Below are 25,704 nucleotides of genomic sequence, written 5' to 3'. Positions count from 1 at the left end.
AGAGGAGTGATGAGACAGAAAATAAGCAAAATTTTAGCGGCAACAGCCATGGCCTTTATGCTGCTGATTGCCACAACAGATGCCTACAGCCAGTGCGCCATGTGCCGTGCCACAGTAGAGTCTAACGCGGGAACCGGTAGAGGAGAGGCCGATAATGAAGTAGGCATGGGCTTGAACACAGGTATACTTTACCTGATGGCCATTCCATACTTGCTGATTGGTACCGTAGGCTTCCTGTGGTACAAGAACAGCCGCAAAAAAGAGGCTAAAAACTAATTTTATATCGCAGCGGCCTCCTGCAGTTCATGCAAACTGAGGGTGCCGCTGCGATGTTTTTTCTCCAAAGCTGTTACGCTAATTCCCTGCCTTTTCCTCTCAAAGGCAAAGCAGCTCCCTCTCATTCCTTATCAGGTAATTCCTCTCAGTCACTTACAAGGGCAGGCGATAAACTAGCGACCCTTAGCATGATTCTTGATACATTAGCGCTTATGCCGCGTATTATGTAAATTCGTGGATAAACTGCGCTGTTTTGAACCGGAAAGTCACCTCATTTCTTTTTCTACTGGTATCGCTCTTAAGCTTTGCGGCTATTGCAGCGCTGCACTATAACATCCTATTTTCCGGAGCCGCCCCTGAAGGCCATGCAGAAGAGATAAAAAAAATATCCCAACGGGTACAGCAATGCCTGGACAATGCCGATGCACAAACCAGGGAGCTAGGAGCAGTATTGGGCGACAACACCGTTTCCTTCTCGGAGCTACTGGAGAAAAGCCATTATCCTGTTTTCATTTTCCGCGCTGGAAAAATTGTTTTCTGGTCTGACCATACCATAACGCCGCAACCTGACGTGCCTGAAAATTTAGATGGCGCAATGGCCGTCGACAATGAATATGGCCGGTTTATCGTGCAGCGGCGCCAGGTGCGGCAGTATAAGGTGGATGTATACATACCGTTGCAGATCAACTACCGCATCCGCAATGAGTTTCTGACCCCGAAACTTGATGAACAGGTTTTTGGGCAGGCGAATTTGCAGCTTGTGCTAGACCCGGATGCACCGTTGCCGCAGGTACGCACCCGGAGCGGGAAGTTTTTATTTGCCTTAGATTTTGAGCTGTCCCATAAAACGGAAGGGTACAAAACCATACAGGTAGGCCTGTTTATACTTGCGATCATCTTTTTTGTGCTGTTCGCGCTTTCGTTGAGTGATACTTTTCTGCAGCAGCGCAAGTATAGCCAGGGCATACTGCTGCTTCTGATGCTGCTTACCGGCATGCGCATTGCCTTACTGCTACTAAACTTGCCCTTCTCGGTAGTAGACCTGGAGCTGTTTGACCCAAGGCTGTACGCCGCCTCTTTCTGGTCGCCCTCGGTAGGGGATTTGTTGTTGAACGTGCTGCTGCTGACAACAGTGGCAAGTGCCGGCATCTACCTCTTTAAAAAGAACCGGGTGGCCGCACAAATGGCCGCCATGCCGCAACAACGAGGGCGGGTACTGCTGGTGGTATGTATGGTGGCGTTCTTTTTCCTGCTTCTGCTGCTCTTTAAGTTCTATTACGATATCTTCTACAACACCCCCTTGGTGCTGGATATTACCCACTCGCTGAGCCTGAGCAAGTATAAAGTGGTGATGTACGGCATCATGCTGCTGCACACGGTGGCTCTTTGCATGTTCTCCTACATACTGGCAACAGCTGTTTCGGTGCTGGTGCCGAAGGAGCCGTGGTCGTGGCCCTATAAAACACTGCTGGTGTTGGCCAGCCTGCTTTTGCTGGTTACTGTTCTTTTTGCTGCCGAGCTGTTTTTAGTTGTGCTGCTCGGGGCCGTGTTCTGGGCAGTGGTTGTACTGGCAGCACAGCAGCAGCATGCCGTTAGCCTGGCCTACCGCACCTATCTGCTTTTTTTCCTGGTAGCCATTGTGAGCGCCGTGACAGGGGCGCTGGCGCAGTATGCACAGTATCACAACGACCTAAAGACCTATAAGCAGAACCTGGCTTTTAACATTCTGCAGGAGAATGACGTGCTGGGGGAGTACCAGCTGAACCAGGTGGCGCAGCGCATTGCCGAGGATGAGCTTATCCGCATGAAGATGATGGGGCCGTACGTAGACGCTTCTTTCATCGAGAGGAAAATAGTGCGCCAGTACCTGAGCGACTATTTTGATAAGTATGAGATACAGGTGTTGCTGTTTGATGGGCGCGGGAGAACGCTGGAGACTGCAGACACAGCGGTGGCAACCCTGCAGGAGCTCCGGCAGCGTTTCGACCAACCCCAATCGCGCACCGAGCATAAGGAGCTGTACCTGCTGAAAGACCCTGCCCGCTACAATGCCCGTACGTACTTAAAGATTATTCATGTGCCGATCAGCCGCGGCATGTATGGCACCATCGCCCTGAAGCTAACCCTGAAGAAACTGCTGCCCAACAGCGTGGTGCCTCAGCTATTGGTAGACCAAAAGTATAACCAGCCGCTCGGGCTGGATAAATTAAGCTATGCCATCTACAGCCGCGGGAAGCTGCTCTACAGCGAGGGAGAGTATGACTATGCCATCAACTTTAACCGCCGCTTGTTGCGTAACCCGGAGCTTTACCGGCAGGGACTAGCACAGAACGACTCCCACCACTTTGGCGTTCGCACCGACAATGGGCGTATCCTTGTTATCACCACCGATAAGTATGGCGGGCGGGAGGTGCTGTCAAATTTCTCTTTCCTTTTCCTGATTTTTGTGGCCGGGCTGATTCTGCTTGGCCTGCTGTACCTGCTGTTGCAACGGCGCAGGTTAAGAGAGTTCAGCCCTAACCTGAGCACCAAGATCCAGCTGTTCCTGAACTTCGGGATCCTGCTGCCCATGCTGCTGGTAAGTATAACGACCGCCGGTCTGGTAACGGGCTCCTATAAAAAAGACCTGATGCAGCGCTATGAGCAGCGAGGGGAGGCCATACAGGAGCATCTGTCGGAACAGCTGAGCAGGAGGCTGCTGCAAGGGAAACTGCGGCAAAGTATAACGGAGGTTGCAGCCATCGCCGAAACCGACGTGAATGTGTATGACCGCAACGGAAAGCTGCTTGTTACAAGCCAGCCGCTCATCTTTGAGGCAGGGCTACAGTCGAGGCTGGTGAACCCGGCGGCTTTTGCGGCTATATCGGAGCGGCAGGCCCTGCGGGTGCTGCTGCAGGAGCAGGCCGGCAACCTGAGCTTCAACGCTATCTACCTGCCGCTGCGCGACGAGGAGCACCCGGCGGAACTGTCGGGCTTTATCGGCATACCTTTCTTTGATTCTGAGCGCGAGCTGGACCTGAAGCTGATCGACCTGATCACCACCACTATGAACATCTTTTCGGTGATGTTTATCCTGTTCATGGTGCTCACTTTCTTCGCCTCCCGCGCCCTGACAGTGCCGCTCAGACTGCTGGCCGAAAAGCTAAAGCGCACCACCCTGACCGGTAAAAACGAGATGCTGGCCTACGAGGGCGCCGACGAAATCGGGATGCTGGTAAATGAGTACAACCGCATGCTGCTGACCTTGGAGCAGAACAAGCAGGATTTGGCCATGCAGGAAAAAGAGGCCGCATGGCGGGAGATGGCCAGGCAGGTGGCGCATGAGATCAAAAACCCGCTTACCCCCATGAAGCTCTCGCTGCAGTACCTGCAGAAAGCCATTGCCGAGAAACGCCCGAACGCCGACCAGCTGATAGCGAAGATCTCTGATACGCTCATCACGCAGATAAATATCCTAAACGACATCGCCTCTTCGTTTTCCAGCTTCACCTCTATGCCAGAGCCAAAGGCGGCCCCGATGGATGTGGCGGCAGCTTTACGCAAGGCAGTGGACCTGCACAACGACCCGGCCACAGCTATTGTAAGCAGGCAGGTGCCGGACCAGGAGGTTATCGTGAAAGCCGATGAAAGCCTGATGGTACGTACCTTTAATAACCTGTTGCTAAACGCGATACAGGCCGTGCCGACCAGCAGAAAACCACAGATCAAGGTGACGCTGGAACTACAGGACAGCCGAGAGGTGTTGATTTCCATCCAAGACAATGGCAGCGGCATTCCGGAAGAGATCCGGGGCAAGGTATTTATTCCGAACTTCAGCACCAAGTATACTGGCTCGGGCATTGGCCTGGCTGTTGCGAAAAGGGGCATCGAAAACGCTGGCGGTAAAATATGGTTTGAGACGCAGGATGGCACTGGTACCACGTTTTTTATTCAGCTTCCGTTGGCCGATGGGCGCTAAGAGCTGGTGCTTGCTGCTGGTGCTGTGGCTGCTAAGTGCACCGCTGCTTGCCCAGGTGCCCCTCAATAACAAGCGCTGCAAATGGGTGCCGGTAACCAACAGGCCCCAGCAACTAGACACGCTCACGCTGCTGCCGGAGTCCATTACGCTGCAACATCCCCAAAAAGAGCTGTTTAAGTATACTTACAGCTATACCTCCAACGAGTTTACTTTTACAGACTTTCCCGCCCCCGACTCCGTAGCTATTGATACCTTAGGTACGATGAAGCCGCTGCCGGACTCGGTGCTGGTTTGTTTCCGGGTATTGCCCCTGAACATCACCAAGACAACTTTTAAGCGAGGCATAGACCAGCTGGAGATTGGCGCGCGTCGAGGGGTGCCGTACCAGGAGGAGGTCAGCACGAAAGAAGAGATCTTCCGGACGCCAGGGCTGAACAAGACCGGCAGCATCTCCAGGGGCGTGTCGTTTGGCAATACGCAAAATGTGTTTGTGAACTCAGCCCTGAACCTGCAGCTCGACGGAAAGCTAACCGACGACATAAGTATAACGGCGGCCATCACCGACCAGAACATCCCGTTTCAGCCGGAGGGCAACACGCAGCAGCTGCAGGAGTTCGATAAAGTATACATCACGCTGCAGCACCGGCTGTGGCAGCTAACGGCCGGCGATGTGGTGCTCAAGAGCAAGCCCTCCTACTTTATGCAGTTTTACAAAAACGTGCAGGGCGGCGCATTTAGCTACATTACCGGAAAGGAGCCGGAGCGGCAGGGGGTAACCACAGTGGCCGCCTCCGTCTCAAAGGGCAAGTTCGCTTCCCAGACCGTTACGCCGCAGGAAGGGGTGCTGGGGCCCTACCGTTTGCGCGGGCCCAACAACGAGCTGTACATTATCGTGCTGGCTAACTCGGAGCGGGTATACCTGGATGGCGTGCTGCTGCAGCGAGGCTATGACTACGACTATGTGATCGACTATAACCAGGCTGAAATCACCTTCACCACCCGCCGTGTCATCACCAAAAACTCTCGTATACGGGTTGATTTTGAATACTCCGACCAAAACTACAGCCGGGGCATCTATCACCTGAACCATTACCAGAACCTGGGCAAGCTGAAAGTATACGGCAATTACTACAACGAGAGCGACAACCCCAATAGCCTCCTTAACCTGACGCTGAATAACGAGCAAAAGCGCCTGCTGGCAAGTATAGGCGACAGCCTGAACCAAGCGGTTTCCTCGGGTGCCGACAGTGTGGCCTTTGACCCGGGGCAGGTGCTGTATGCCCGCCGCGACACATCCTATAATAATGGCCAGAACCTGGACCGCATTTATGTATACTCCACCAACCCCGACTCGGCGCACTACAGCGTGAGCTTTACCAACGTTGGTCTTGGCAACGGCGATTATGTGGCCGTGACCGGTGCCGTAAACGGACGCGCCTACCGCTGGGTAGCGCCTGTTAATGGCAGAAAGCAGGGCAGCTATGCGCCGGTGCGGGTGCTGCCCACGCCGCGCAAGAAGCAGCTTATAAACTTTGGCGGTAGCTACGAACTGCAGAAGGGGATCAGTTTTTTTGCCGAGGGGGCCGCCTCTGAGTATGACTTGAACCGCTTTTCGGAGAAGGACGCGCAGGATGATAGCGGAAAAGGCTTGCGGGTAGGGTATGTGGTGCAGGAGAAGCCTGTCTCCTTTCTGGGCAAGTATAAACTCAACAGTACGCTGAACTATGAGTATACAGATGCGTTTTTTGAGCCGATAGACCGCTACCGCCCCATAGAGTTCGACCGCGACTGGAGTTTATCGAACACAGCGAAAACGGAGGACCATATTTTTAACTTCTCGGTAGGCGCAGCGCAGGACCCGGCCAACCTGGTGAACTACCGCATTAGCCGGCGCCACCGCGAAGGGCAGCTGGACGGCGTGCAGCACCACCTGGACCTGATGAAGAAGCTGGGGAAGCTGGAGCTTCGCAACCGCTTTTTTATACTGAACAGCACGCAGCAGGAGCGGGAGTCGCAGTGGTACCGTGGCGATATGAATTTGGAGTATAGCATCGGAAAAGTCTCGCCCGGTTATACTTATAGCTTTGATAAAAACCGACTAACGGCTCTCAACACGGATTCTGTGGTTGGCTCTGCGCAGTATTTTGAACAGCATCAGTTTTACCTCGAAAGCGGCGATACGGCAACAACAAAGTTCAGGCTAGACTATGCCCACCGCCGCGACAGGTTTCCGACGGGCAACGGCACCATGGGAAACCTGGAGGTGGGGCAGACCTATAACGCCATACTTCAGAAACGGATAGACCAAAGCCAGCTGTTGGAGGTGCAGGCCACCTACCGCAAGCTAAACCTAAGCAAAGGCAAAAACGAGGAAACGATACAGTCGCGGGTAGACTATAACGGCACTTTTGTGGATGGGGCCTTTCGGTCGGAGCTGAGTTATGCCACCGGCACCGGGCGGGAGCTGAAGCGGATTTATGTTTTTCAGGAGACGCTGCCGGGGCAGGGAACCCACTACCTGCGCGATGGCGGCGACCCTAACAACCTCAATGACTACCTGGAGGCCCAGACCGTGGACCAGCGCCTCTACATTAAAATTTACCTGCCCACCGACGAGTACATCAACGCTTACACCAACACCTTTACCTATCGCCTCACTACCTCCACGCCCCGCAGCTGGCGCACAGAGCCGGGCATAAAGGCGTCGCTTTCCAAATTCTCGATGCTGAGCTTTGTGAGCGTGGATAAAAAGACAACAGACAACGACCTGAGCCAGCGCTTCAGCCCCTTTAGCCAGGAGGTAGAGGACCAGTTCCTGATCTCGCTGGTGAAGCAGCTACGCCATACGGTATACTTTAACCGCAGCAGCCCCAGGTATGGCCTGGAGTACACGGTGCAGCAGAACGAGCAGAAGCAGTTGCTGACGAACGGCACCGAAACCCGCAACGTGCTAAACCACCTCGTAACCGGAAGGTTGAACCTGAATGAGGTGCTGAGCTCGCAGCTGACGGTGGGGTATAACGTGCGCGAGAATCAGTCTAATTTTCTGAGCTCCAAAAACTTTAAGATACAGTCGCGGGAGCTGTCGCCGGAGCTGGCGTACCAGCCTAACGCCAAACTGCGCTTTACAGGCAAGTACCAGCTGTCGCTGAAGCAGGACGTGCTGGAGGCTGCAGAAGTGGAGCAGGAGGGTACTTTCCATGAGCTGGGGCTGGAGACGAAGCTAAGTCAGGTGGGCAAGCGCACTGTAACCGGCAACATCAAATACGTGAACATTGACTTTGACGGGGATGAGGCCTCTTACGCGGGCTACGAGATCCTGAATGCCCTGCGCCCCGGCAACAACATGACCTGGTCGTTGGTGATGCAGCAGCGCCTGAGCAACGGCCTCAATATCTCCCTGAACTATGACGGCCGCAAAGCCAATGGGGTAGGGGCGGTGCATACCGGCAGAACGCAGGTGTCGGTGCTGTTTTAAGACGCGCGCTTGCTTTTCAAAAGCTTGGCGTTGATCATCTCAAGGAATGCCGTCCGGTAACTGCGGCCCAGCGAAACCGTGTTTTCATCCGTCAGCATAATCAGGTTCCCCTCCACAGACCTTACTTTTGCGTTACTCACAATAAAAGACTTATGCACTCTGGTAAATTCTGCTGCCGGCAGGTGCTCCTCAATTTCTTTCATGCTTAGGTAGGTAGTCAGCTTTTCGGAAGGGGTTTGAATGCGCACGTAGTTTTGCATTGCTTCCACATAGATGATATCCGCCAGGCTTACCTTCACATACTTTCCTTTCACATCCGCCTTGATATAAAAATACTCATCGTTCTGTTCTTCGGCCGGTGCTGTTTGCTTTCGCTTCAAAGCTTCTTTCACCTTGGCAATGGCACGTAGAAAACGCTCATAGGAGATCGGCTTGAGCAGGTAGTCTACTGCATCCTTATCAAAAGCCTGGTAGGCATAATCAGGGTATGCCGTCGTAAATACGACGGTGGTACAACCGTTAATGAGTCCAGCCAGGTCTATGCCTGAAAGCTGCGGCATGTCAACATCCAGAAACGTTATGTCTGCCGATGCTTTGCCCGAGGTAATAGCGTTTAGGGCGTGCAGCGGGTTATCTTCTGCTCCCTTTAGTTCGAGGCCAGGCGTGTTCTGTATGTAACGTGAAAGCACATCAATGGCGTGCTGCTCATCGTCCACTATGTAGCAAGTTGTCATGTAAGTTTGATTTTTAGGCAAACGCTGTGCTGCTGTTCGTCTTCCTGTATCGCTAGGGTATACTTGTCTTCGCTGTAAAATTCGTCGAGCCTGGTTTTGGCGTTTTGTATGCCGATGCCATACCCACGTCCGGGCCGATGCTTCCGCTTTTTATTCTTAGTGCTAAAATGGAGCTGGTTCTGGTTATATGAAAGTATAATGCTGGCAGCCTGAGAAGGGTCGGTCAGGTCGCCGTGCTTGAAAATGTTCTCCACAAAAGTCAGCAGGATTAGTGGTGGAATCCTGCCCTGTAATTGGCCGGAGCACTTGAGCTGCAGATGTAGCGGGTAACTGAACCGAAGCTGGTTGAGCTCAATGTATCGTTCAATATGCTCTATCTCGTGCTGGAGGTCGGTTTTACCGTCTTCATGCACCCGCTGCAGCGCATAATGCATGACTTCAGAAAGCAGTAACACACCCTTAGATGCTTTCGGAGACACATCTTGCACGGAGTTGTAAATAAAGTTTAGCGTGTTAAAAAGCAGGTGCGGACTGATCTGGGCTTGGAGCAGCGCGTTCTGAGAGCGGGCCAGCCCTTTGGTGAGTTCTGCCTTGTCCTGCTCGGCCTGCAGGCGCTGCAGCTTCATGTGATTGATGTGCTTGGTATTACGGATTGTTTGGCGGGTGAACCAGTAAGCTGTGCTAAATCCGAGAAAGTAGATGCACCTCCAGGTAGAGCGCAGTAAAAACACCTTGTTTAGGGTAAAAGACTTGGGTGTTTCGCGAAACAGGTTGATAACATCCTCCATGCCTACTTGAATGGTAATATACCCGGCTATAATTGCCGGAACCAACAGCGGTAATAACAAAAGTTGTTTATGCTTGACGGTATACTGCAGCACCACATGAGCAAAGAAGTAAAACAGGCAGATATTAACCGTATACCAACAGGCCCACTCCCACCAGGCGGTCTTGGTGGGGCTAATAAGCTCGACCAGCAGAACTTCGTAGGTAATAAATACAGCCCAGGCAAGTATGTGGTAAAGAATGGTGCGGTATGAAGTGCTATTAGGCATGCATAAAACAACACATTCCTTAGGTAAGTCGCAACACATTTCGTCTACAGCAAACACCTGTTCGTGTAAAATTTTTCACAGATGATGATGAGCTTTCTACCTTAACACTGTGAGTTTTGGAGAAAGTGATTCAAGGGAAACAAGTAACAGCCTTCCGTAACAACTTACACTGACCTTTGCCCCCAAGCGCTGATTGAGAATAAACTTAAGATAAGGCCGTTACTTGTTTCCTTTTTTAATTGCCCGCATAAGGTGGCTAACGATAAACTGAAAATGATTTTAAAGCTGTGAAATGTCTTTTGCTTTTATTTCCCCTCGCCTTCTTTACCGTACTATCTGTTCATGGGCAGGAGCCAGACTCCAGCCAGTCTTTGCCCAAGGTAGAGAGGAAGCTCTTTGTCGGGGTGGAGGCAAACTCGGTATCCTATATGCTCATGTTCAACAGCAAGACAGGTGGAAGCATAGAGCCTATCGTAACGCCACACATAGGGTATAAAATTAACCAAAGGCTGAGCGTACAGTTAGGGCTAGGGTATGGCAAAGACAAGTTAGACTTTGGGGGCACATACTATGCAAATGAAGAAGATCAGCAGAAGCATGTGCTGACTTTTGAAAATAGAAAAAACACTACTTCGGGATGGGTTGTACCCGTTAATTTTCAGTTTACCCCCTTCAACCCGAACAGACGCATCCAACTCTATGCAACAGCCAGTCTCGTGCCCACTTATGGCGAAACAGATTGGACATTCACACGGAAGAGAGCAGAGGCTACAACCGTGTTGGAGCAAAGGCACGGCTCTGGCTTCAATAGTTTTTTTATAGGAGGATTGCTTCTAAAGTACAAGTGGGGCAGTAGGTTGGAGGCTAACGCGAAAGTTAACCTGCTTTACCGCCATCTTGGCAAGTTTAGTGAATATGCGGAGTCCAAACCTTTGTCGTTGGGTATAGGAATTGATTATAGACTATAGGCCACTCTGAAGAGGCTAAAAGAAACATAGGTCACAGAGCCCATCTGCCTAAATGAAAACGGATGGGAGCTAGATTCTATGGCAAGTGCTGCAAAGTCTACCGTCTATGGCTTTGCTTTCTCTATCTTACGATGCGTTTCCAGGTATACCGGCAGCGCGGCGGAACCATACCAGGGGTAAAGCTCTACTTCAAAGATCTTTGCCTGAACGGCCGGGTCCGTCTCTACCAGCTTTTGCGCTTCTTCTACTGTCTTGGCATCCAGTATAAAAATGCCGCGGTAGTTTTTCTCGTTTTTGCCCAGCGGACCTGCCACGATTAACTTTCCCTCTTTGGCCAGCCTGCCGATGTTCTCCATGTGGCCGCGGAAATAGGCACTCAACTTTTCTTTGTCGGTAGTCGTGTTCGGGCCGGTTTTAAGTATGGCCAGCACATAGGATTTCATGCCATAATCATCGGCGCCTAAAGAGTCGGCCAGGGCTTTGTTATAGCTAGGGTTTTGCGCCTGGGCGACAAAGGCAAGGCAGCAAAGTATGGTCAGGGCGAGAAAGTGCTTCATCTAGTATAGGTAAAGTATGGACTCCTGAAGATACGGCATCTAAACAAAAGAGCAAGTATAACCTAAAGCCATACTTGCCCTCATAAAATCATTCCAGGAAATCATAGGAATCCTTATAATCCGCTTAATCACTTAGGGCCGTTTCATTCTAAAAAAAATACCCAATTATTACTGTCATTCTGTAAAGGATCTTGGTAGAAAGTTTGATAAGCTGTTGCTATTGGCTCACAAGATCCTTTCAGGATGACAAAAAAGAGAGAATGAAACGGCCCTGCCTTAATCACCGGTCTAGTAATACCTCCCCTCCATCAGGTAGTTCTGCACGTAATCCTTCACGCCTTCCTCTAAAGTATAAAACGGCTTTTCATAACCAATGGAGCGCAGCTTGCTCATGTTGGCCTCCGTGAAGTACTGGTAGTTGTCGCGCAGGTTCTCCGGGGTGTCCATGAAGTCGATGTTGGCCTCTACGCCCATGGCCTCGAAGGTATTCAGGGCCAGCGCCATAAAGGTACGGGCCTCGCCGGAGCCGAGGTTGTAGATGCCGGAGTTCTTGCGGTGGTGCATCAGGAACATGCACACGTCCACCACATCCTTCACGTACACGAAATCGCGCATCTGCTCGCCGTCGGCGTAGTCCGGGTTGTGCGAGCGGAACAGCTTCATGCTGCCTTTCTCCTTGATCTGGTTATAGGCATGGAAAATAACCGAGGCCATTTTGCCCTTGTGGTACTCGTTGGGACCGTATACGTTAAAGAACTTGAGACCGGCCCAGTAGAAAGGCTTGGCTGTTTGCTGCAGCGCCCAGATATCGAAATCGTTCTTCGACTCGCCATACGGGTTCAGCGGCTTCAGCAGCGGAATGGTCGCCTCGTTGTCGTCGTAGCCCAGCGTGCCGGAGCCGTAGGTAGCCGCAGAGGAGGCATATACCAGCGGGATCTGGTACTCGGCGCAGGCGTTCCACATCTGCTTGGAGTAGTTCAGGTTCAGCAAATCGAATACGTCCTTGTTAAACTCGGTGGTGTCGGTACGGGCGCCCAGGTGGAAGATGAACTCCACGTCCTCATAATGCTCGTCGAGCCACTCAAAAAAGTTCTCGCGGTCCACGTACTCCTTAATCTTCTTGCCCTTCAGGTTATTTTCTTTTTTGGCAACGGAGAAGTTGTCCACCACCACAATGTCGTTGAAATTGTCCTGGTTCAGCCTGCTGACGAGGCAGCTGGCGATAAATCCGGCGGCACCTGTTACTACTATCATGTTTCCTGTATCTAAAATTGCGTTAAATTTACAAAAATAAACCGAGCCGCCTGCCCCGTGTCAGGCATCTATACTTTGAGACAAGCCAGATTTATACTTCCTGCTATACTTTGCCTGCTGCTGTTTGGGTGCAACCAAAGGCAGAAACAGGCAAAAGAGACGCTGGTGCTGAAAGATGACCTGGGGCGGGAGCTTATACTTCAGAAAAAGCCGGAGCGCGTGTTCTCCTTCGCCTCCTCTCTTACCGAAATGCTCTACGCCGTGCTCGACACCAGCACCATCATCGCCCGCACCCCCACCGACGACTACCCTGCAGCCGTTTACCGGAAGCCGCTGGTAAGCAACTACCCGGTGGATTATGAGCAGGTGCTGGCCCTGAAACCGGACCTAATTTTTACCGTGGAGGGTATTACGCCGCTGGAGGTGGCCGAGCGCCTGCAGCAGCTGGGTGTGCCGGTATACTATCAGAAGTATAGAACTGTTGAGGACATTTTTACAGGCCTGGAAGATATTGGCCGCATCATGGGCCGGAAGCAGGAGGCAAAGCAGCTGACGGACTCACTGCGGCAGGAGGTGGCGCAGCTCAGACAAAAGTATAAACAGCGCGAAAATCCGCTGCAGGTGCTGGCCATTACCTGGAGCGACCCGATTTATGTATACGGGCAGAACACGATACTTTCCGATAAGCTGCGCATACTGGGCGCGGAGAACGCCGTGCAGGAAGTGTTTGAGCAGCCGTACCCGGCCCTGACGCGGGAGTATGTGCTGAAGCTGAACCCGGATGTGCTGCTGGGGGGCACGAAGGAGGAGCTGGAGGAGAGCTTCTTTAGCCTATACCCGGAGCTGCGGCGCATCAAAGCGTATCAGAATAACCGCATCTATAAACCAAACGATAACCTGATGTCGCGGCCCAGCCCGCGGGTGGTGGAGTCGCTGCGGGAGCTGGAGGGCTTCCTGTACCCATGATGCGGCGCGGTTTATACGTTATACTTGCCCTGCTGCTGATTCTGGTGGTGATGCTGCTGGGGCTGCAGGTCGGCTCCTTCGATACGGGGGCGGGTACTATTTTCGACGCCATCTTTCACTATAACCCCGATAACACCACACATTTTGCCATACTTCACCTGCGCCTGCCGCGGCTTATACTTGCCTTGGTGGTGGGGGCCTCGCTGGCTTTCTGCGGCTATCTGATGCAGGCGATGGTGAACAACGGGCTGGCTGATCCATACTTGCTGGGCACGGCTTCCGGTGCATCGCTGGGTGCCGTGATCGTGTTCTTTGGCTTTGTGCCGATGACCGTAGCCGGTGTATACTTGCCGCCGGTGTTTGCGCTGGTCGGCGCCTTTGTGGTAACGCTGGTGGTGGTGATGCTGGGCTACCGCAAACGGCAGATCATCCCGGCGCAGCTGTTGCTGGCGGGCATCGCGCTCAGTTCCTTGGTAACGGCTATGGTTGGTCTGCTTACCTTCCTGTCTGACTCCGAAGGCAAGCTGCGGTCGGTGGTGTTTTGGTCCATGGGGAGCTTTGAGCGGGCCAGTTGGGAGATGGTGCCCTACCCGGCGGCGGCGCTGCTGGTGGCCTTGCTGCTCTTTGCCTTTTATCAGAAACAGCTCAATATACTTTTGCTGGGGGAGGAGCGGGCGCAGGCGCTGGGCATACAAGTCGCGCAAACGCGCTGGGTGATTCTGGCCACGGTGTCGGTGGTGACGGGCTTTGCCGTGGCTACCTCCGGGCCTATTGGTTTTGTCGGGCTGATCATTCCGCACGTAACCCGCGGGTTGCTGGGAGCCACAGGCCGGGGCAACCTGCTGCTGTGCGCTTTTATCGGCGGCTTGTTCATGCTGCTCTGTGATCTGCTCTCCCGCATAATTTATCCGCCCGCCGGGCTGCCAATCGGAATTATTACATCGTTCTTTGGTGTTCCTTTCTTTGTATATTTGCTGTTCAAAAAGAATTACAATTTTAGAGGATAAATGATTTACGTTAGCAGGTTAGAGCACTTTAACGCGGCTCATAAGCTTTTCAACCCGAACTGGTCGTTGGCTAAGAATAAAGAGGTTTTCGGGCCATGCGCCAACACCAACTGGCATGGGCATAATTACGAGCTGATCGTGACGGTAAAGGGCAAGCCCGACCCGGACACAGGCTTTGTGATCGACCTGAAAAAGCTCAGCACCCTCATCCGCACGCACATCATCCAGAAGGTAGACCACAAGAACCTGAACCTGGACGTGGCCTTTATGGAAGACAAATTGGCCAGCACCGAGAACCTGGTGGTGGAGTTCTGGAAAATCCTAGAGCCGCGCGTAAAGGAGATCTCCAACAACAACGCCACCCTGCACAGCCTGAAACTTTACGAAACCCCACGCAACTACGTGGAGTATTTTGGAGAATAATTTAGTGAGCGGCTTATACTTTACAGCCGCTATACTTATTTTACCAGCTCCAAAAGAAACCCTTACCCCATGAAGTACTACATTATTGCCGGGGAGCGATCCGGCGACCTGCACGCCTCCAACCTCATCAAACAGCTCCGCAAGCAAGACCCGGAGGCGCAGATAAGGGGCTGGGGCGGTGATATGATGCAGGCTGCCGGCATGGACCTGGTGCGCCACTACCAGGAGATGGCTTTTATGGGTTTTGCCGAGGTGTTCAAGAGCCTGCGCAAGATCCTGGGCTTCCTGAGCGAGGCGAAGGCGGATATCAAAAAGTATCAGCCGGATGTGGTGATACTGGTGGACTATGCCGGCTTTAACATGCGCATCGCCCGGTTTGCCAAGAAGCAGGGGCTGAAGGTGTTCTACTACATCTCCCCAAAGATCTGGGCCTGGAACCAGGGGCGCGTGCACGGCATCAAAAAAGTTGTGGACCGCATGTTCGTGATCATGCCTTTTGAGGAGGACTTTTACGGCAGGTTCGACTATAAAGTGGATTACGTAGGCAACCCCGTGAACGACTCTGTGTCAGACCATGTGCCGACGGATGATTTCAGGGCCAAAAACAAACTCTACAACAACAAGCCCATCATTGCCATACTTCCGGGCAGCCGGCGGCAGGAGATAGAGAACATGTTGCACGTGATGCTAAGTGTGCTGCCCAACTTCCGCGATTTTCAGTTTGTGGTGGCGGGCGTAAGTAACTTCTCGAAAGAGTATTACGAGCAGTACAACAAGGATTCCAACATCAAGATCATCTACGACCAGACCTATGACCTGCTCTCGCAGGCCAAGGCGGCGCTGGTAACATCGGGCACAGCTACTTTAGAGACGGCTTTGTTCGGGGTGCCGCAGGTGGTGTGCTACAAAACCAGCCCAATTTCTTACAGCATTGGCAAAATGGTGATCAAGGTGCCCTACATCTCTTTGGTAAACCTGATTGCAAATAAGCCGGTGGTAACGGAGCTGATACAGGAGAACTTTACGGCCAAGCAGATCACGGCGGAGCTGAAGCGGGTGCTGTTCGACCAGCATTTCCTGAAGCAGCAGCAGGAGGGGTATGCCCTGGTACGGAAGAAGATCGGCGACTACAGAACCGCCGAGCGCGCCGCCGAGCTGATGGTAAAGTACCTGCAGGAGGAGAAAGTATAGAATAGTATTCTTACGCAATCGCCAACCTGTCTTCAGTTTCTTCCCGTATAGAGTTATACTTTAAAATTACTGTTTCACGTGGAGGCAGGGGTATACTCTATAAACATTTAAGCAAGAGACTATGAAATCAATATTTATTGCGTTAGGGCTAACAGGCGTAGCTATCTCCTTTTTAATTATCGGTGCAGGTGCTGCTCCTTTCCTGGAGGAGGCGGAGCTAGAGTCGCCAGGCTTACAGTAATACCGGTAGCCTGGCATAGCTCGCAATTGGGCGCATATCCTATAAAATGAGAGCTTTGTAAGCCTTTCTAGGAGAATCAGAATCCCTGTGCAAACTAAAAATCAAAAACTATGAAATCGCTATTTATCGCCTTGGGCTTGACTGGTCTAATGATATCTGTTCTTTTGATTCGAGCCTCATCTACAGGGCCGCTTGCGCTGGATGACAGGGAGGAGGAAGACGATCTGCTGGGTTAGGGGCAGCGGAGAACCGTAAAATGTAAAAAGGAGAGGGGCTAACCTGTAGCAGGCTAGCCCCTCTTTTGTAAGTATACGTTATACTTGCCTTAAGCCACTTTCAGCTGCTTGAGGTTCGATTTTTCAAATTTCTCGCGGGCATAGTCACCGGTAATCACCAGTTCCTTAGTGCCTTCCTCTGACGGCAACTCAAACATCGCGTCAGTCATGATGCCCTCGCAGATGGAGCGCAGGCCGCGGGCACCGAGTTTATACTCTGCCGCTTTCTCCACAATGTACTCCAGGGCGCTATCATCAAAGCTCAGGTTGATGTTCTCCATCTCAAACAGGCGCTTATACTGCTTCACGATCGAGTTCTTCGGCTCCAGCAAGATCAGGCGCAGCGTTTCCTTGTCCAGCGGGTTCAGGTGCGTGGCAACCGGCAGTCGGCCGATCAACTCCGGTATCAGGCCAAAGTTCTTCAGGTCCTGCGCTGTCAGGTACCTCAGGAAGTTCTCGCTCTCCTCGGCCTCATCCATTTTAGACTTCGAAAAGCCGATAGGGCGGGTGTTCAGGCGGTTTTTGATGATGCGGTCGATGCCCACGAAGGCACCACCACAGATGAACAGGATGTTCTCGGTGTTCACCGTGATCATCTTCTGCTCCGGGTGCTTGCGGCCTCCTTGCGGCGGCACGTTTACTGTCGTGCCTTCCAGCAGCTTCAGCAGGGCCTGCTGCACACCCTCGCCACTCACGTCGCGGGTAATAGATGGGTTGTCGCTCTTACGGGCAATTTTGTCAATCTCGTCGATGTATACGATGCCGCGCTCAGCTGCTTCCACGTTATAGTCGGCAGCCTGCAGCAGGCGGGTAAGTATGCTTTCCACGTCTTCGCCTACATAGCCGGCTTCAGTCAGCACGGTAGCGTCGGCAATACAGAACGGCACCTGCAGGATTCCGGCCATCATGCGGGCAAGGTAAGTTTTGCCTGTACCGGTTTCACCCACCATGATGATATTTGACTTCTCGATCACCACGTCGTCTTCGGTGGGCTGCTGCATCAGGCGCTTGTAATGGTTATACACCGCCACCGACATCACCTTCTTCGCTTCGTCCTGCCCCACCACAAACTGATCCAGGTAAGTCTTCATCTCCTTCGGCTTCATCAGGTTAAACTTCGGAGTACGGCTGCTTGCGCGAATCTTGTTCTCCTCGTTCAATATCTGCTGAGCCTGCCCGATACAACGGTCACAGATATGCGCGTTGATACCGGAGATCATTACCGATACATCCTTCTTGTTTTTGCCGCAAAATGAGCACGTAATTTCTGCCATAAGAAACGATTGGTCCAGTGTAGTTTACGCATCTTTTACAAATGCATAAAGCAAAGGTACAAAATTGCATACTTATACAAGAATAAAAATTTCAATGCAAAGCCCAACACACTGTTAAAACACAAGTATAAATTTTAAAATAAGTATTTTTATATTTTTTTATAAGTCGTTGATTATTAATTAACTATCTGTTTAAGATGTGCACAGTTGGGTGTGGATAATTTTTTTGCAAAATCCTAAAATCCCTTCTCCGGAAATGCCTGAACACGGCTAAGTAACCTAAAAAGTATACAAATAAAAACCCGACCAGCGCACCAGTCGGGTTTTTCATATATTGTAAAAGATAGATGCTTAAGCGTTCTTGCGGATAAGCACTTCGTCTATCAAGCCATACTCCTTCGCCTCTTCGGCGCGCATCCAGTAGTCACGGTCTGAGTTGTCGTATACTTCCTGATAAGATTTGCCAGAGTGCTCGGCCAAGATCTCATACAATTCCTTCTTCAGCTTCAGGATCTCACGGGCCGTGATCTCGATATCAGAGGCCTGGCCTTGTGCGCCACCCATTGGCTGGTGAATCATGATACGGGCGTGCGGCAGGGCAGAGCGCTTGTTCTTGGCGCCACCGGCCAACAGCACAGCACCCATAGAGGCAGCCAAACCTGTACAGATCGTGGCAACATCCGGGCTAACATACTGCATGGTATCATAAATGCCGAGGCCGGCGTATACCGAGCCGCCCGGGCTGTTGATGTACAGCAGGATGTCCTTCTTCGCGTCAGCAGACTCCAGGAACAGGAGCTGCGCCGTGATGATGTTGGCGATAAAGTCGTCTACCTGCGTGCCCAGGAAGATAATGCGGTCCATGATCAGGCGCGAGAACACGTCGATCTCACGGAAGTTGGTAGGGCGTTCCTCAATCACCGAGCGAGTCATGCTCTCGATGGTGTGCATGGCGCGGCCTTCTACGTGGTTAATATATTGGTCTACGCCCAGGCTGCTCATGCCCTGGCCTTTTACGGCAAACTTGCGGAACTCGTCTTTGTTAAACATCATGTTGTTTAGGTTTACGGTTTTGTCAAAAATAAAAAAGTCCTTCGGTTTTAGAAGGACTTTTTTATAAAGTTATATATGTGCGTTCTGCTTAGAACGACATATTTCTGAAGTCCTCTGATGTGATTGTCTTCTCCACAACAGTCATCTTCTCCTTAAGTTTAGCGAGCACCTTCTCGGCCAGCAGTTGCTCGTACTCGTTGATGTAGTTACGGCCATTCTCCTGCTGCAGATACTGCTGGGCATAATTGTTCATGCTTTCCATCAGTTCCTCAGGCACCTCCGGCATGTTAAACTGCGCCAGCATCTTCTCCTTCGTCGCTTCCACTACCTCATCGTTCGTCACCTTCAGGTCGTTCTCCTCTACCACCTTGTTCTTGATCATAGACCACTTCAGCTCACGAACATACTTGTCGAAGTTCTCCTCGATCTGCTCAGTAGTCAGTTTGCCTTCGTTGGTTATCTGAATCCAGCGCTTGAAGAACTCTGTTGGCAGTTCCACCTCTACGTTATCGATCAGGGTATCCATGATGTTGCGGTAAAGCACGTTGTCTGCCTCACGCTCATAGTTCTCCAGGATCGTCTCGCGGATCTTGGCGTCAAACTCTTCCTCCGTCTTTACTTCGTCTTTACCGAAAAGCTTGTCGAAAAGTTCTTGGTTCAGCTCGGCAGGCTCTGTGCGGTTGATCTTCTCCACGATGAACTCAAACTCACCGTTCAGGTCAGCGGCAACTTCTTTGCTCAGGCCGGTAACGTGCGCCAGGGCAGCGTTGTCGTCGCCAAAAGTCTTGCGGATATCGAAACGGATCACGTCATCCACTTTAGCGCCCACAAACTTGTCTGCACCTTCTACAATGCGGCTAGTCGGGATAAGCGTCTTAGACTGGAACTCGCCGTCTACCTGCTTCAGCTCACCGGAGATAAAATCGCCTTGCTCTGCTGTGTCAGGGTTAGTGGTTTTGCCGAACTGGCGCTTCAGGTTCTCGTAAGCCTCGTCTATCGTTTTCTGGTCCAGCTCAACTTTGACACCCTCTACGCTTTTATCCAGCGGAAGGTTGAAGTCTGGCAGCAGGCCAACCTCGTAGTTAAACTCAAATGTTTTCTGGTTGTCCCAGTCTATTTCTTGCTGGTCTTCAGCCGGGAGTGGCTCGCCCAGCAGCTTCACGTCGTTCTCACGGATGTACTTCGAGATCTCCTCCTGCAGCGTTTTGTTGATCTGCTCCACCAGGATGCTCTTGCCGTACATTTTCTTTACAAGCCCTGCAGGCACTTTGCCAGGTCTGAAACCCTTAATCTGGGCTTTTTTGCTGTACTCCTTTACCTGCTGGTCTACTTTTGGTGCGTAGTCCGCCTCTTCCAGTACCACCTTCAGTTGCGCATTGGTGCTGTCGGTTTGGTTTAATGTAATATTCAAGGCTTATAAATTTTAAAGATTTTAGAAATACCTACTAAAAACAAACCCCCAACAAGGTATGTTGAGGGTTCGTGATGTTAGTGCGGATGGAGGGACTCGAACCCCCATGCCTCGCAGCGCTAGATCCTAAGTCTAGTGCGTCTACCAATTTCGCCACATCCGCTTGATTGTGCTTCTTTTTAGTGTTGCAAAGGTAAACAACGTTTTTTTAAATGCAATACGCCAATTTAATTTTTGTGAAATAATTTTTGCGGCAGCCAAACCCGCTCCGCATGCCCCAGGTGTTGGTTGCATCTTATAATCAGTTATATTTGAAACTTATAAAGCAGCCAGCTTATTTATACTTATAGAGAGGGCGCTACCAGCAAACTGGCCGCGCCGCTATCATAGTTGTAAAACATGATCGATTTAGAAGCAGAACGCAAAGAGATACTCAGGCACTACAGGAGGCTACTCAGGTATGCCAAGCCTTTTCTGAAGGACAACGACGCCAAGATTATCAAGAAGGCTTTTAACACCTCGCTGGAAGCGCACAAAGACATGCGCCGCAAGTCCGGGGAGCCTTATATTTTGCACCCACTGGCTGTGGCACAGATTGCCGTGGAGGAAATTGGCCTGGGCACCACCTCTATTGTGGCGGCCTTGCTGCACGATGTGGTGGAGGATACCGACCTGGAGATCTCGGATATCGAGCGTGACTTCGGCCCGAGCGTGGCGCGTATCATTGAGGGGCTTACCAAAATCTCCGGCGTGTTCGACTACGGCAGCTCACAGCAGGCCGAGAACTTCCGCAAAATGCTGCTCACCCTGAGCGACGACGTGCGCGTTATACTTATAAAGCTGGCCGACCGCCTGCACAACATGCGTACGCTGGACAGTATGCCGCGCCACAAGCAGCTCAAGATCGCCTCCGAAACGATGTACCTGTACGCCCCGCTGGCGCACCGCCTGGGCCTCTACGCCATCAAGTCGGAGTTGGAAGACCTGTACCTGAAGTATACCGACACCGATACCTACAAGGATATATCGAACAAGATCCGGCAGACGCGCAGCGCCCGTAACAAGTTCATCAAAGACTTTATACACCCGATAGAGGACGAGCTGCGCAAGTATGGCTTCAAGTTCAATATCAAGGGCAGGCCGAAGTCAATCTACTCTATCCTAAAGAAGATAAAGAAGCAGAACATCACCTTTGATGAGATTTACGACCTGTTTGCCATCCGGATTATACTGGACGTGCCGCTGGAGAACGAGAAGGCCGCCTGCTGGCAGGTATACTCTATTATAACAGACTTCTACCAGCCCAACCCCGACCGCCTGCGCGACTGGGTGAACACGCCCAAGGCCAACGGCTACGAATCGCTGCACACAACCGTGATGAGTAAGTCGGGGCAGTGGGTGGAGGTACAGATCCGCACCCGGCGAATGGACGAGATTGCCGAGCGCGGTTACGCGGCCCACTGGAAGTATAAAACAGAAGGCGCGGCCTCGGCGGAGTCGGGGCTGGAACAGTGGATAAACAAGGTGCGCGACATGCTGGAGAACAACACGGCCAACGCGCTTGAGTTTATGGATGAGTTCCGCAAAAACCTTTTCGTGGAGGAGGTGTTTGTATTTACGCCGAAAGGCGAGCTCATCATACTTCCGGACAAGTCCACCGCCCTGGATTTTGCCTTTGAGATCCACTCGCAGATTGGCCTGCACTGCCTCGGGGCTAAGGTAAACCAGAAGCTGGTGCCGCTGAGCTACAAACTGAAGAACGGCGACCAGGTGGAGATCCTGACCTCGCAGAAGCAGAAGCCGAACGAGGAGTGGCTGCAGTATGTGGTTACCTCCAGGGCCCGTACCCGCATTAAGGATGCCCTGCGCGAGGAGCGCAAGAACAAGGCCGAGCAGGGTAAAGCGATGCTGGATGCCAGGTTGCAGCACATTGGCATAGCCGAGAATCAGCAGAACCTGAACAAGCTGCAGGCCTTCTTTAATGTGCCAACGGTACAGGACCTATACTATAGAATAGCCACCGGCCACATCGAGATAAAGAACATTAAGGAAGTGATCTTTACCGCTGCCACAGACAAGGCCGGCTCGATGCTGGAGCCAAAGTCCTTTGACATGGAGGTGCAGAAGATCAGGGGCGTGAATTCGGATATGCTGGTGGTAGGGGAGAAGACCGCCAACTGGAATTACCAGATGTCGAAGTGCTGCAACCCGATCCCCGGCGACGATGTGTTTGGCTTTCAGACGGAGGAAGACGGCATAGAGATACACCGCACCAACTGCAAGCGAGGCATAGAGCTGATGTCGAACTACGGCAACCGCATCATCAAAGCCAAGTGGACGGAGCAGAAAGAGCTGGCCTTTCTGGCAGGCATCCGCATTAAAGGCACCGACCGCGTGGGCCTGGTAAACGACCTTACCAAAGTGATCTCGACCAGCTTAAAGGTGAACATGCGCTCCATCACCATCGACTCCAACGACGGCATCTTTGAAGGGAACATTATGGTGTTTGTGAATGACACAGGCCACCTGGACAAGCTGATGCAGCGCATGAGCAAGGTAAACGGCATACTTACTGTGGAGCGCTTCGATTAATAAAGTGGCCTGGATTTATACTTTAGAAGAAGAAAATGGCATTAGATAAAAAGAAGTTCGAAGAAGTAAAGAAGATATTTACAGCCTACCTGGAGAGTAAAGGCCTGCGCAAAACGCCTGAGCGCTATGCGATTCTGGAAGAGATCTACTCCAGCGACGGGCACTTTGATGTGGAGTCGCTCTACATTAACATGAAGAATAAAAACTACCGCGTGAGCAGGGCCACCGTATACAACACCCTGGACCTGCTGGTGGAGAATGACCTGGTGAGCAAGCACCAGTTCGGGCGCAACCTGGCGCAGTACGAAAAGTCTTACGGTTACCGGCAGCACGACCACGTGATCTGCACTGAGTGCCATAAGGTAGTGGAGTTCTGCGACCCGCGGGTGCATCAGATACAAACTATGGTGGGCGAACTGTTAAATTTTCATATCTTGCACCACTCCCTGAACTTATACGGTATTTGCGGCGATTGCCGCGCTAGAAAAGCGACAGAGGAACAAAAACATGAAGTATCAGACAGAGCAGAAGGATGACATCCTGTTTATACGGATGGAAGGCGACCTGATTGCAGGCAAAGACACGCAGCAGATGATTGACAGCGTGGATGGGCTGCAGGAGGGTAATTTGCAGCTTTGCGCCGTGGATCTGTCGAACGTACGGTTTATGGATAGCAGTGGCATGGGCGTGCTGGTGTCGCTACTCACCAAGTTCCGCAACCGTGGCGGAGAGCTGGTGCTCATCAAGCCATCCGACCACATCCGCAAGTTGCTTATAGTAACAAAGCTGAACGCGATATTTACGATAGCTGAGAACGACGACTTCGCAGCGCAATTCTTAAAGGAATCAACATACTAAACACTTAAATGGCAGTTGACATTTTAATAGGTCTGCAGTGGGGCGACGAAGGCAAAGGAAAGATTGTAGACGTACTTGCCCCGACCTATGACATTGTAGCCCGTTTCCAGGGAGGCCCGAACGCGGGCCATACATTAGAGTTTGAAGGCACTAAGCACGTGCTGCACCAGATCCCGTCCGGCATTTTCCACTCGGAAATCAAAAACATCATCGGCAACGGCGTAGTGCTGGACCCGATAGTTTTCCGCACGGAGATGCAAAAGCTGCAGGACAGGGGCGTGGACGCTGCCAAAAACCTGTTTATCTCCAAAAAAGCCTCGCTTATACTTCCATCGCACAAGGTGCTGGACCGTGTTTCGGAAGAGGCGCTGGGAAGCGGTAAGATCGGCTCGACCCTGAAAGGCATTGGCCCAACTTACCAGGACAAGATTGGCCGAGTTGGTTTGAGAGTAGGCGATATACTGGCGGATGATTTTAGAGACCGCTACAATAAACTGGTGGAGCGCCACCGCAAAACGGTAGAGTTCTATGGCCAGGAGCTGGAGCTAGGTGAGCAGGAGCAAATTTTCTTTGAGGCTGTGGATTACCTGCGTTCCCTGCAGCTGGTGGATTCCGAGTACATGATCAATGAGGCGCTGCAGAGTGGCAAGCGTATTCTGGCGGAAGGTGCACAAGGAGCACTACTGGATGTTGACTTTGGAACCTATCCCTTTGTCACTTCCTCAAGCACCATCGTGGCTGGCGCCTGCACTGGCCTGGGCGTTGCGCCGAGGCACATCGGCGAAGTATACGGTATCTTTAAAGCGTACTGTACCCGTGTGGGCAGCGGCCCTTTCCCGACAGAGCTTCTGGATGAAGTAGGGGAGGATATTCGTCAGGCCGGACGTGAGTTCGGATCGACTACGGGCCGTCCGCGCCGCTGTGGCTGGGTAGATTTGCCAAGCCTGAAGTATAGCATCATGCTGAATGGCGTTACGCAGCTGAACATGATGAAGGCCGACGTGCTGACGGAATTCGATACCATACAAGTATGTACACACTATAAGTTACCATCTGGTGAGATAACAGATAAGGTGCCGCACTCTATGGAAGCTGGAGAACTGGAGCCGGTTTACGAATCACTGCCAGGCTGGAAAGTAGACCTTAATAAGGTAGAGGCTGTAGAAGATCTGCCTGAGGCATTCAATAACTACCTTACTTTCCTGGAGAAGCATCTGCAGGTGCCTATTACAATAGTATCCGTAGGACCAGACAGGAAAAGCACCCTCAAAAGAGAGGCAGTAAGTGCATAAAGTATAAAGCTAGAAATAATAGCTATAATTCCAGAGAAGCCCCAGCCTATAGCCGGGGCTTTTTTGATGCCCCATAGGGAAGGTAGGGAACAGGCGCAGGTGCTGCTTATAAGCAACCGGAATAGTAGAGAGAAGAAAGTATAAAACTTTTGCCGCTCTCTATCAGCGGATTCCGGTGTTTCCACATCTTTTTTGAGGGGTGCCCCTTGCAGAAATTAAAACTTTTCGGACCTTTGCACTCCCAACACGGACAAACGGTCTGGAGGGAAAAGAAAAGAGGCAGCCGGCAGGGCGGCCACCGGTGCGGAAATCGCAAGATAAAACATCGGGAAGAGGAGAATGAAAAAAAGTTTTGCAAAGTTGTTGCCACTTCAAAAACTCTTCTTACCTTTGCAGCCCGCTTCGGCAGGAGGCGGCAAGGGGGAGGCGCTGGTAACACAGCCCGCAGGTTGCTTTTGAGGCGGCCGGCCCCGGGAAAAAAAACTTCGCCGGGTTGCTTGGAAAACGGAAAGGGTTCCTTACCTTTGCAGCCGCTTCCTGAGGGAGGCGCTTCGGGGAAGGCCCGGAGCGAAAAAAAAGACTGAAAAGTTTGCCGCGGATCGGAAAGAAGTTCTTACCTTTGCAGCCCGCCCCGAGGCGACAGGCCGAAGGGAAACAGAGAGAAAAAAATACCGCAGATTGTTTGGAAGTTAGGTTTGGCTTTCGGACCTTTGCACCCCGCCAGAGAGCGAACGGCTCGCAGGGGGAGTGAGAGACAACATCGTTGAGATGGCAAGCGAGGAGAGTAGCTCCTCGGAAAGTTCTTTGAGAGATTGCTTGAGACAGAAATTAAGATTAAGGT

20 protein-coding genes and 1 tRNA gene are annotated in these 25,704 nt (G+C 51.8%); 13 read left to right on the top strand and 8 right to left on the bottom strand.

The genetic code is table 11. The annotated features are described in order from the left end of the window. Nucleotides 1-9: 9 nt before the first annotated feature. From FJM65_RS17230 to FJM65_RS17220, 3 genes are all read left to right on the top strand, one after another. On the top strand, nucleotides 10-276 hold the full coding sequence (locus FJM65_RS17230; protein WP_239023003.1) for a hypothetical protein: 267 nt from the start codon (nucleotides 10-12) through the stop codon (nucleotides 274-276). Nucleotides 277-529: 253 nt separating this feature from the next. Further along, nucleotides 530-4,234 (top strand): sensor histidine kinase, encoded by a 3,705-nt coding sequence (locus tag FJM65_RS17225; protein WP_239023002.1) that lies wholly within the window; start codon nucleotides 530-532, stop codon nucleotides 4,232-4,234. After that, the gene (locus FJM65_RS17220) at nucleotides 4,224-7,712 is read left to right on the top strand and encodes a TonB-dependent receptor (protein WP_140622973.1); all 3,489 of its coding nucleotides are present in this window, start codon (nucleotides 4,224-4,226) and stop codon (nucleotides 7,710-7,712) included. The genes FJM65_RS17225 and FJM65_RS17220 overlap by 11 nt, the downstream gene beginning before the upstream one ends. Here the strand turns inward: FJM65_RS17220 and FJM65_RS17215 are convergent. Together FJM65_RS17215 and FJM65_RS17210 are read right to left on the bottom strand one after the other, a co-directional pair. Beyond that, entirely contained in the window at nucleotides 7,709-8,446 is a 738-nt protein-coding gene (locus FJM65_RS17215) for a LytR/AlgR family response regulator transcription factor (RefSeq protein ID WP_140622971.1), read from the bottom strand. The genes FJM65_RS17220 and FJM65_RS17215 overlap by 4 nt on opposite strands. Further along, complete coding sequence (locus FJM65_RS17210; protein WP_181163759.1) at nucleotides 8,443-9,234, bottom strand: sensor histidine kinase; 792 nt, start codon at nucleotides 9,232-9,234, stop codon at nucleotides 8,443-8,445. Before FJM65_RS17210 ends, FJM65_RS17215 begins: the two co-directional genes overlap by 4 nt. Nucleotides 9,235-9,330: 96 nt before the next feature. On the opposite strand from FJM65_RS17210, the gene FJM65_RS21335 reads away from it, so the two are divergent. Both FJM65_RS21335 and FJM65_RS17205 read left to right on the top strand, forming a co-directional pair. Continuing rightward, nucleotides 9,331-9,486, top strand: a complete 156-nt coding sequence (locus FJM65_RS21335) for a hypothetical protein (RefSeq protein WP_181163758.1) — start codon at nucleotides 9,331-9,333, stop codon at nucleotides 9,484-9,486. 302 nt (nucleotides 9,487-9,788) lie between these two features. Beyond that, nucleotides 9,789-10,469, top strand: coding sequence for a hypothetical protein (locus FJM65_RS17205; RefSeq protein ID WP_140622967.1), 681 nt, complete (start codon nucleotides 9,789-9,791; stop codon nucleotides 10,467-10,469). A gap of 104 nt (nucleotides 10,470-10,573) precedes the next feature. On the opposite strand, the gene FJM65_RS17200 is transcribed toward FJM65_RS17205, so the two are convergent. Together FJM65_RS17200 and rfaD are read right to left on the bottom strand one after the other, a co-directional pair. Further along, a complete protein-coding gene (locus tag FJM65_RS17200; RefSeq protein WP_140622965.1) occupies nucleotides 10,574-11,026 on the bottom strand; it encodes a YciI family protein in 453 nt (150 codons plus the stop codon). 288 nt (nucleotides 11,027-11,314) lie between these two features. Continuing rightward, complete coding sequence (gene rfaD / locus FJM65_RS17195) at nucleotides 11,315-12,280, bottom strand: ADP-glyceromanno-heptose 6-epimerase (RefSeq protein ID WP_140622963.1); 966 nt, start codon at nucleotides 12,278-12,280, stop codon at nucleotides 11,315-11,317. Between the two features lie 75 nt (nucleotides 12,281-12,355). Between rfaD and FJM65_RS17190 the strand changes: the two genes are divergently transcribed. From FJM65_RS17190 to lpxB, 4 genes are all read left to right on the top strand, one after another. After that, nucleotides 12,356-13,246: an ABC transporter substrate-binding protein gene (locus FJM65_RS17190; protein WP_239023001.1), complete on the top strand. Its 891-nt coding sequence runs from the start codon at nucleotides 12,356-12,358 to the stop codon at nucleotides 13,244-13,246. Beyond that, nucleotides 13,243-14,253: a FecCD family ABC transporter permease gene (locus FJM65_RS17185; protein WP_239023000.1), complete on the top strand. Its 1,011-nt coding sequence runs from the start codon at nucleotides 13,243-13,245 to the stop codon at nucleotides 14,251-14,253. Before FJM65_RS17190 ends, FJM65_RS17185 begins: the two co-directional genes overlap by 4 nt. Beyond that, entirely contained in the window at nucleotides 14,254-14,676 is a 423-nt protein-coding gene (locus tag FJM65_RS17180; RefSeq protein WP_140622961.1) for a 6-pyruvoyl trahydropterin synthase family protein, read from the top strand. It begins immediately after the preceding gene. Between the two features lie 69 nt (nucleotides 14,677-14,745). Further along, a complete protein-coding gene (lpxB, locus tag FJM65_RS17175; RefSeq protein ID WP_140622959.1) occupies nucleotides 14,746-15,867 on the top strand; it encodes a lipid-A-disaccharide synthase in 1,122 nt (373 codons plus the stop codon). Nucleotides 15,868-16,433: 566 nt separating this feature from the next. On the opposite strand, the gene clpX is transcribed toward lpxB, so the two are convergent. The 4 genes from clpX to FJM65_RS17155 all read right to left on the bottom strand — a co-directional run bounded on the left by clpX (nucleotide 16,434) and on the right by FJM65_RS17155 (nucleotide 20,284). Next, complete coding sequence (gene clpX, locus FJM65_RS17170; RefSeq protein WP_140622957.1) at nucleotides 16,434-17,657, bottom strand: ATP-dependent Clp protease ATP-binding subunit ClpX; 1,224 nt, start codon at nucleotides 17,655-17,657, stop codon at nucleotides 16,434-16,436. 351 nt (nucleotides 17,658-18,008) lie between these two features. Continuing rightward, nucleotides 18,009-18,707 (bottom strand): ClpP family protease, encoded by a 699-nt coding sequence (locus FJM65_RS17165; RefSeq protein WP_262710951.1) that lies wholly within the window; start codon nucleotides 18,705-18,707, stop codon nucleotides 18,009-18,011. A gap of 91 nt (nucleotides 18,708-18,798) precedes the next feature. Beyond that, complete coding sequence (tig, locus tag FJM65_RS17160; protein ID WP_140622953.1) at nucleotides 18,799-20,121, bottom strand: trigger factor; 1,323 nt, start codon at nucleotides 20,119-20,121, stop codon at nucleotides 18,799-18,801. Between the two features lie 81 nt (nucleotides 20,122-20,202). Then, nucleotides 20,203-20,284 (bottom strand) — tRNA-Leu (locus FJM65_RS17155). Between the two features lie 236 nt (nucleotides 20,285-20,520). On the opposite strand from FJM65_RS17155, the gene FJM65_RS17150 reads away from it, so the two are divergent. From FJM65_RS17150 to FJM65_RS17135, 4 genes are read left to right on the top strand one after another with little or no spacing between them, the layout of a single operon-like run. After that, nucleotides 20,521-22,713 carry a RelA/SpoT family protein gene (locus FJM65_RS17150; protein WP_140622951.1) on the top strand — a complete coding sequence of 731 codons (2,193 nt, stop codon included), beginning with the start codon at nucleotides 20,521-20,523 and terminating at the stop codon, nucleotides 22,711-22,713. Between the two features lie 35 nt (nucleotides 22,714-22,748). Beyond that, the gene (locus tag FJM65_RS17145) at nucleotides 22,749-23,249 is read left to right on the top strand and encodes a Fur family transcriptional regulator (protein WP_140622949.1); all 501 of its coding nucleotides are present in this window, start codon (nucleotides 22,749-22,751) and stop codon (nucleotides 23,247-23,249) included. Next, nucleotides 23,221-23,571, top strand: a complete 351-nt coding sequence (locus tag FJM65_RS17140) for an STAS domain-containing protein (RefSeq protein WP_140622947.1) — start codon at nucleotides 23,221-23,223, stop codon at nucleotides 23,569-23,571. The genes FJM65_RS17145 and FJM65_RS17140 overlap by 29 nt, the downstream gene beginning before the upstream one ends. An 8-nt stretch (nucleotides 23,572-23,579) precedes the next feature. Continuing rightward, nucleotides 23,580-24,863, top strand: coding sequence for an adenylosuccinate synthase (locus tag FJM65_RS17135; protein ID WP_140622945.1), 1,284 nt, complete (start codon nucleotides 23,580-23,582; stop codon nucleotides 24,861-24,863). Nucleotides 24,864-25,704: the final 841 nt, after the last annotated feature.

The sequence above is a fragment of the Pontibacter mangrovi genome (assembly GCF_006385705.1).
Classification (GTDB): Bacteria; Bacteroidota; Bacteroidia; order Cytophagales; family Hymenobacteraceae; genus Pontibacter; species Pontibacter mangrovi.
This window is presented reverse-complemented; position numbering and strand designations above follow the sequence as displayed.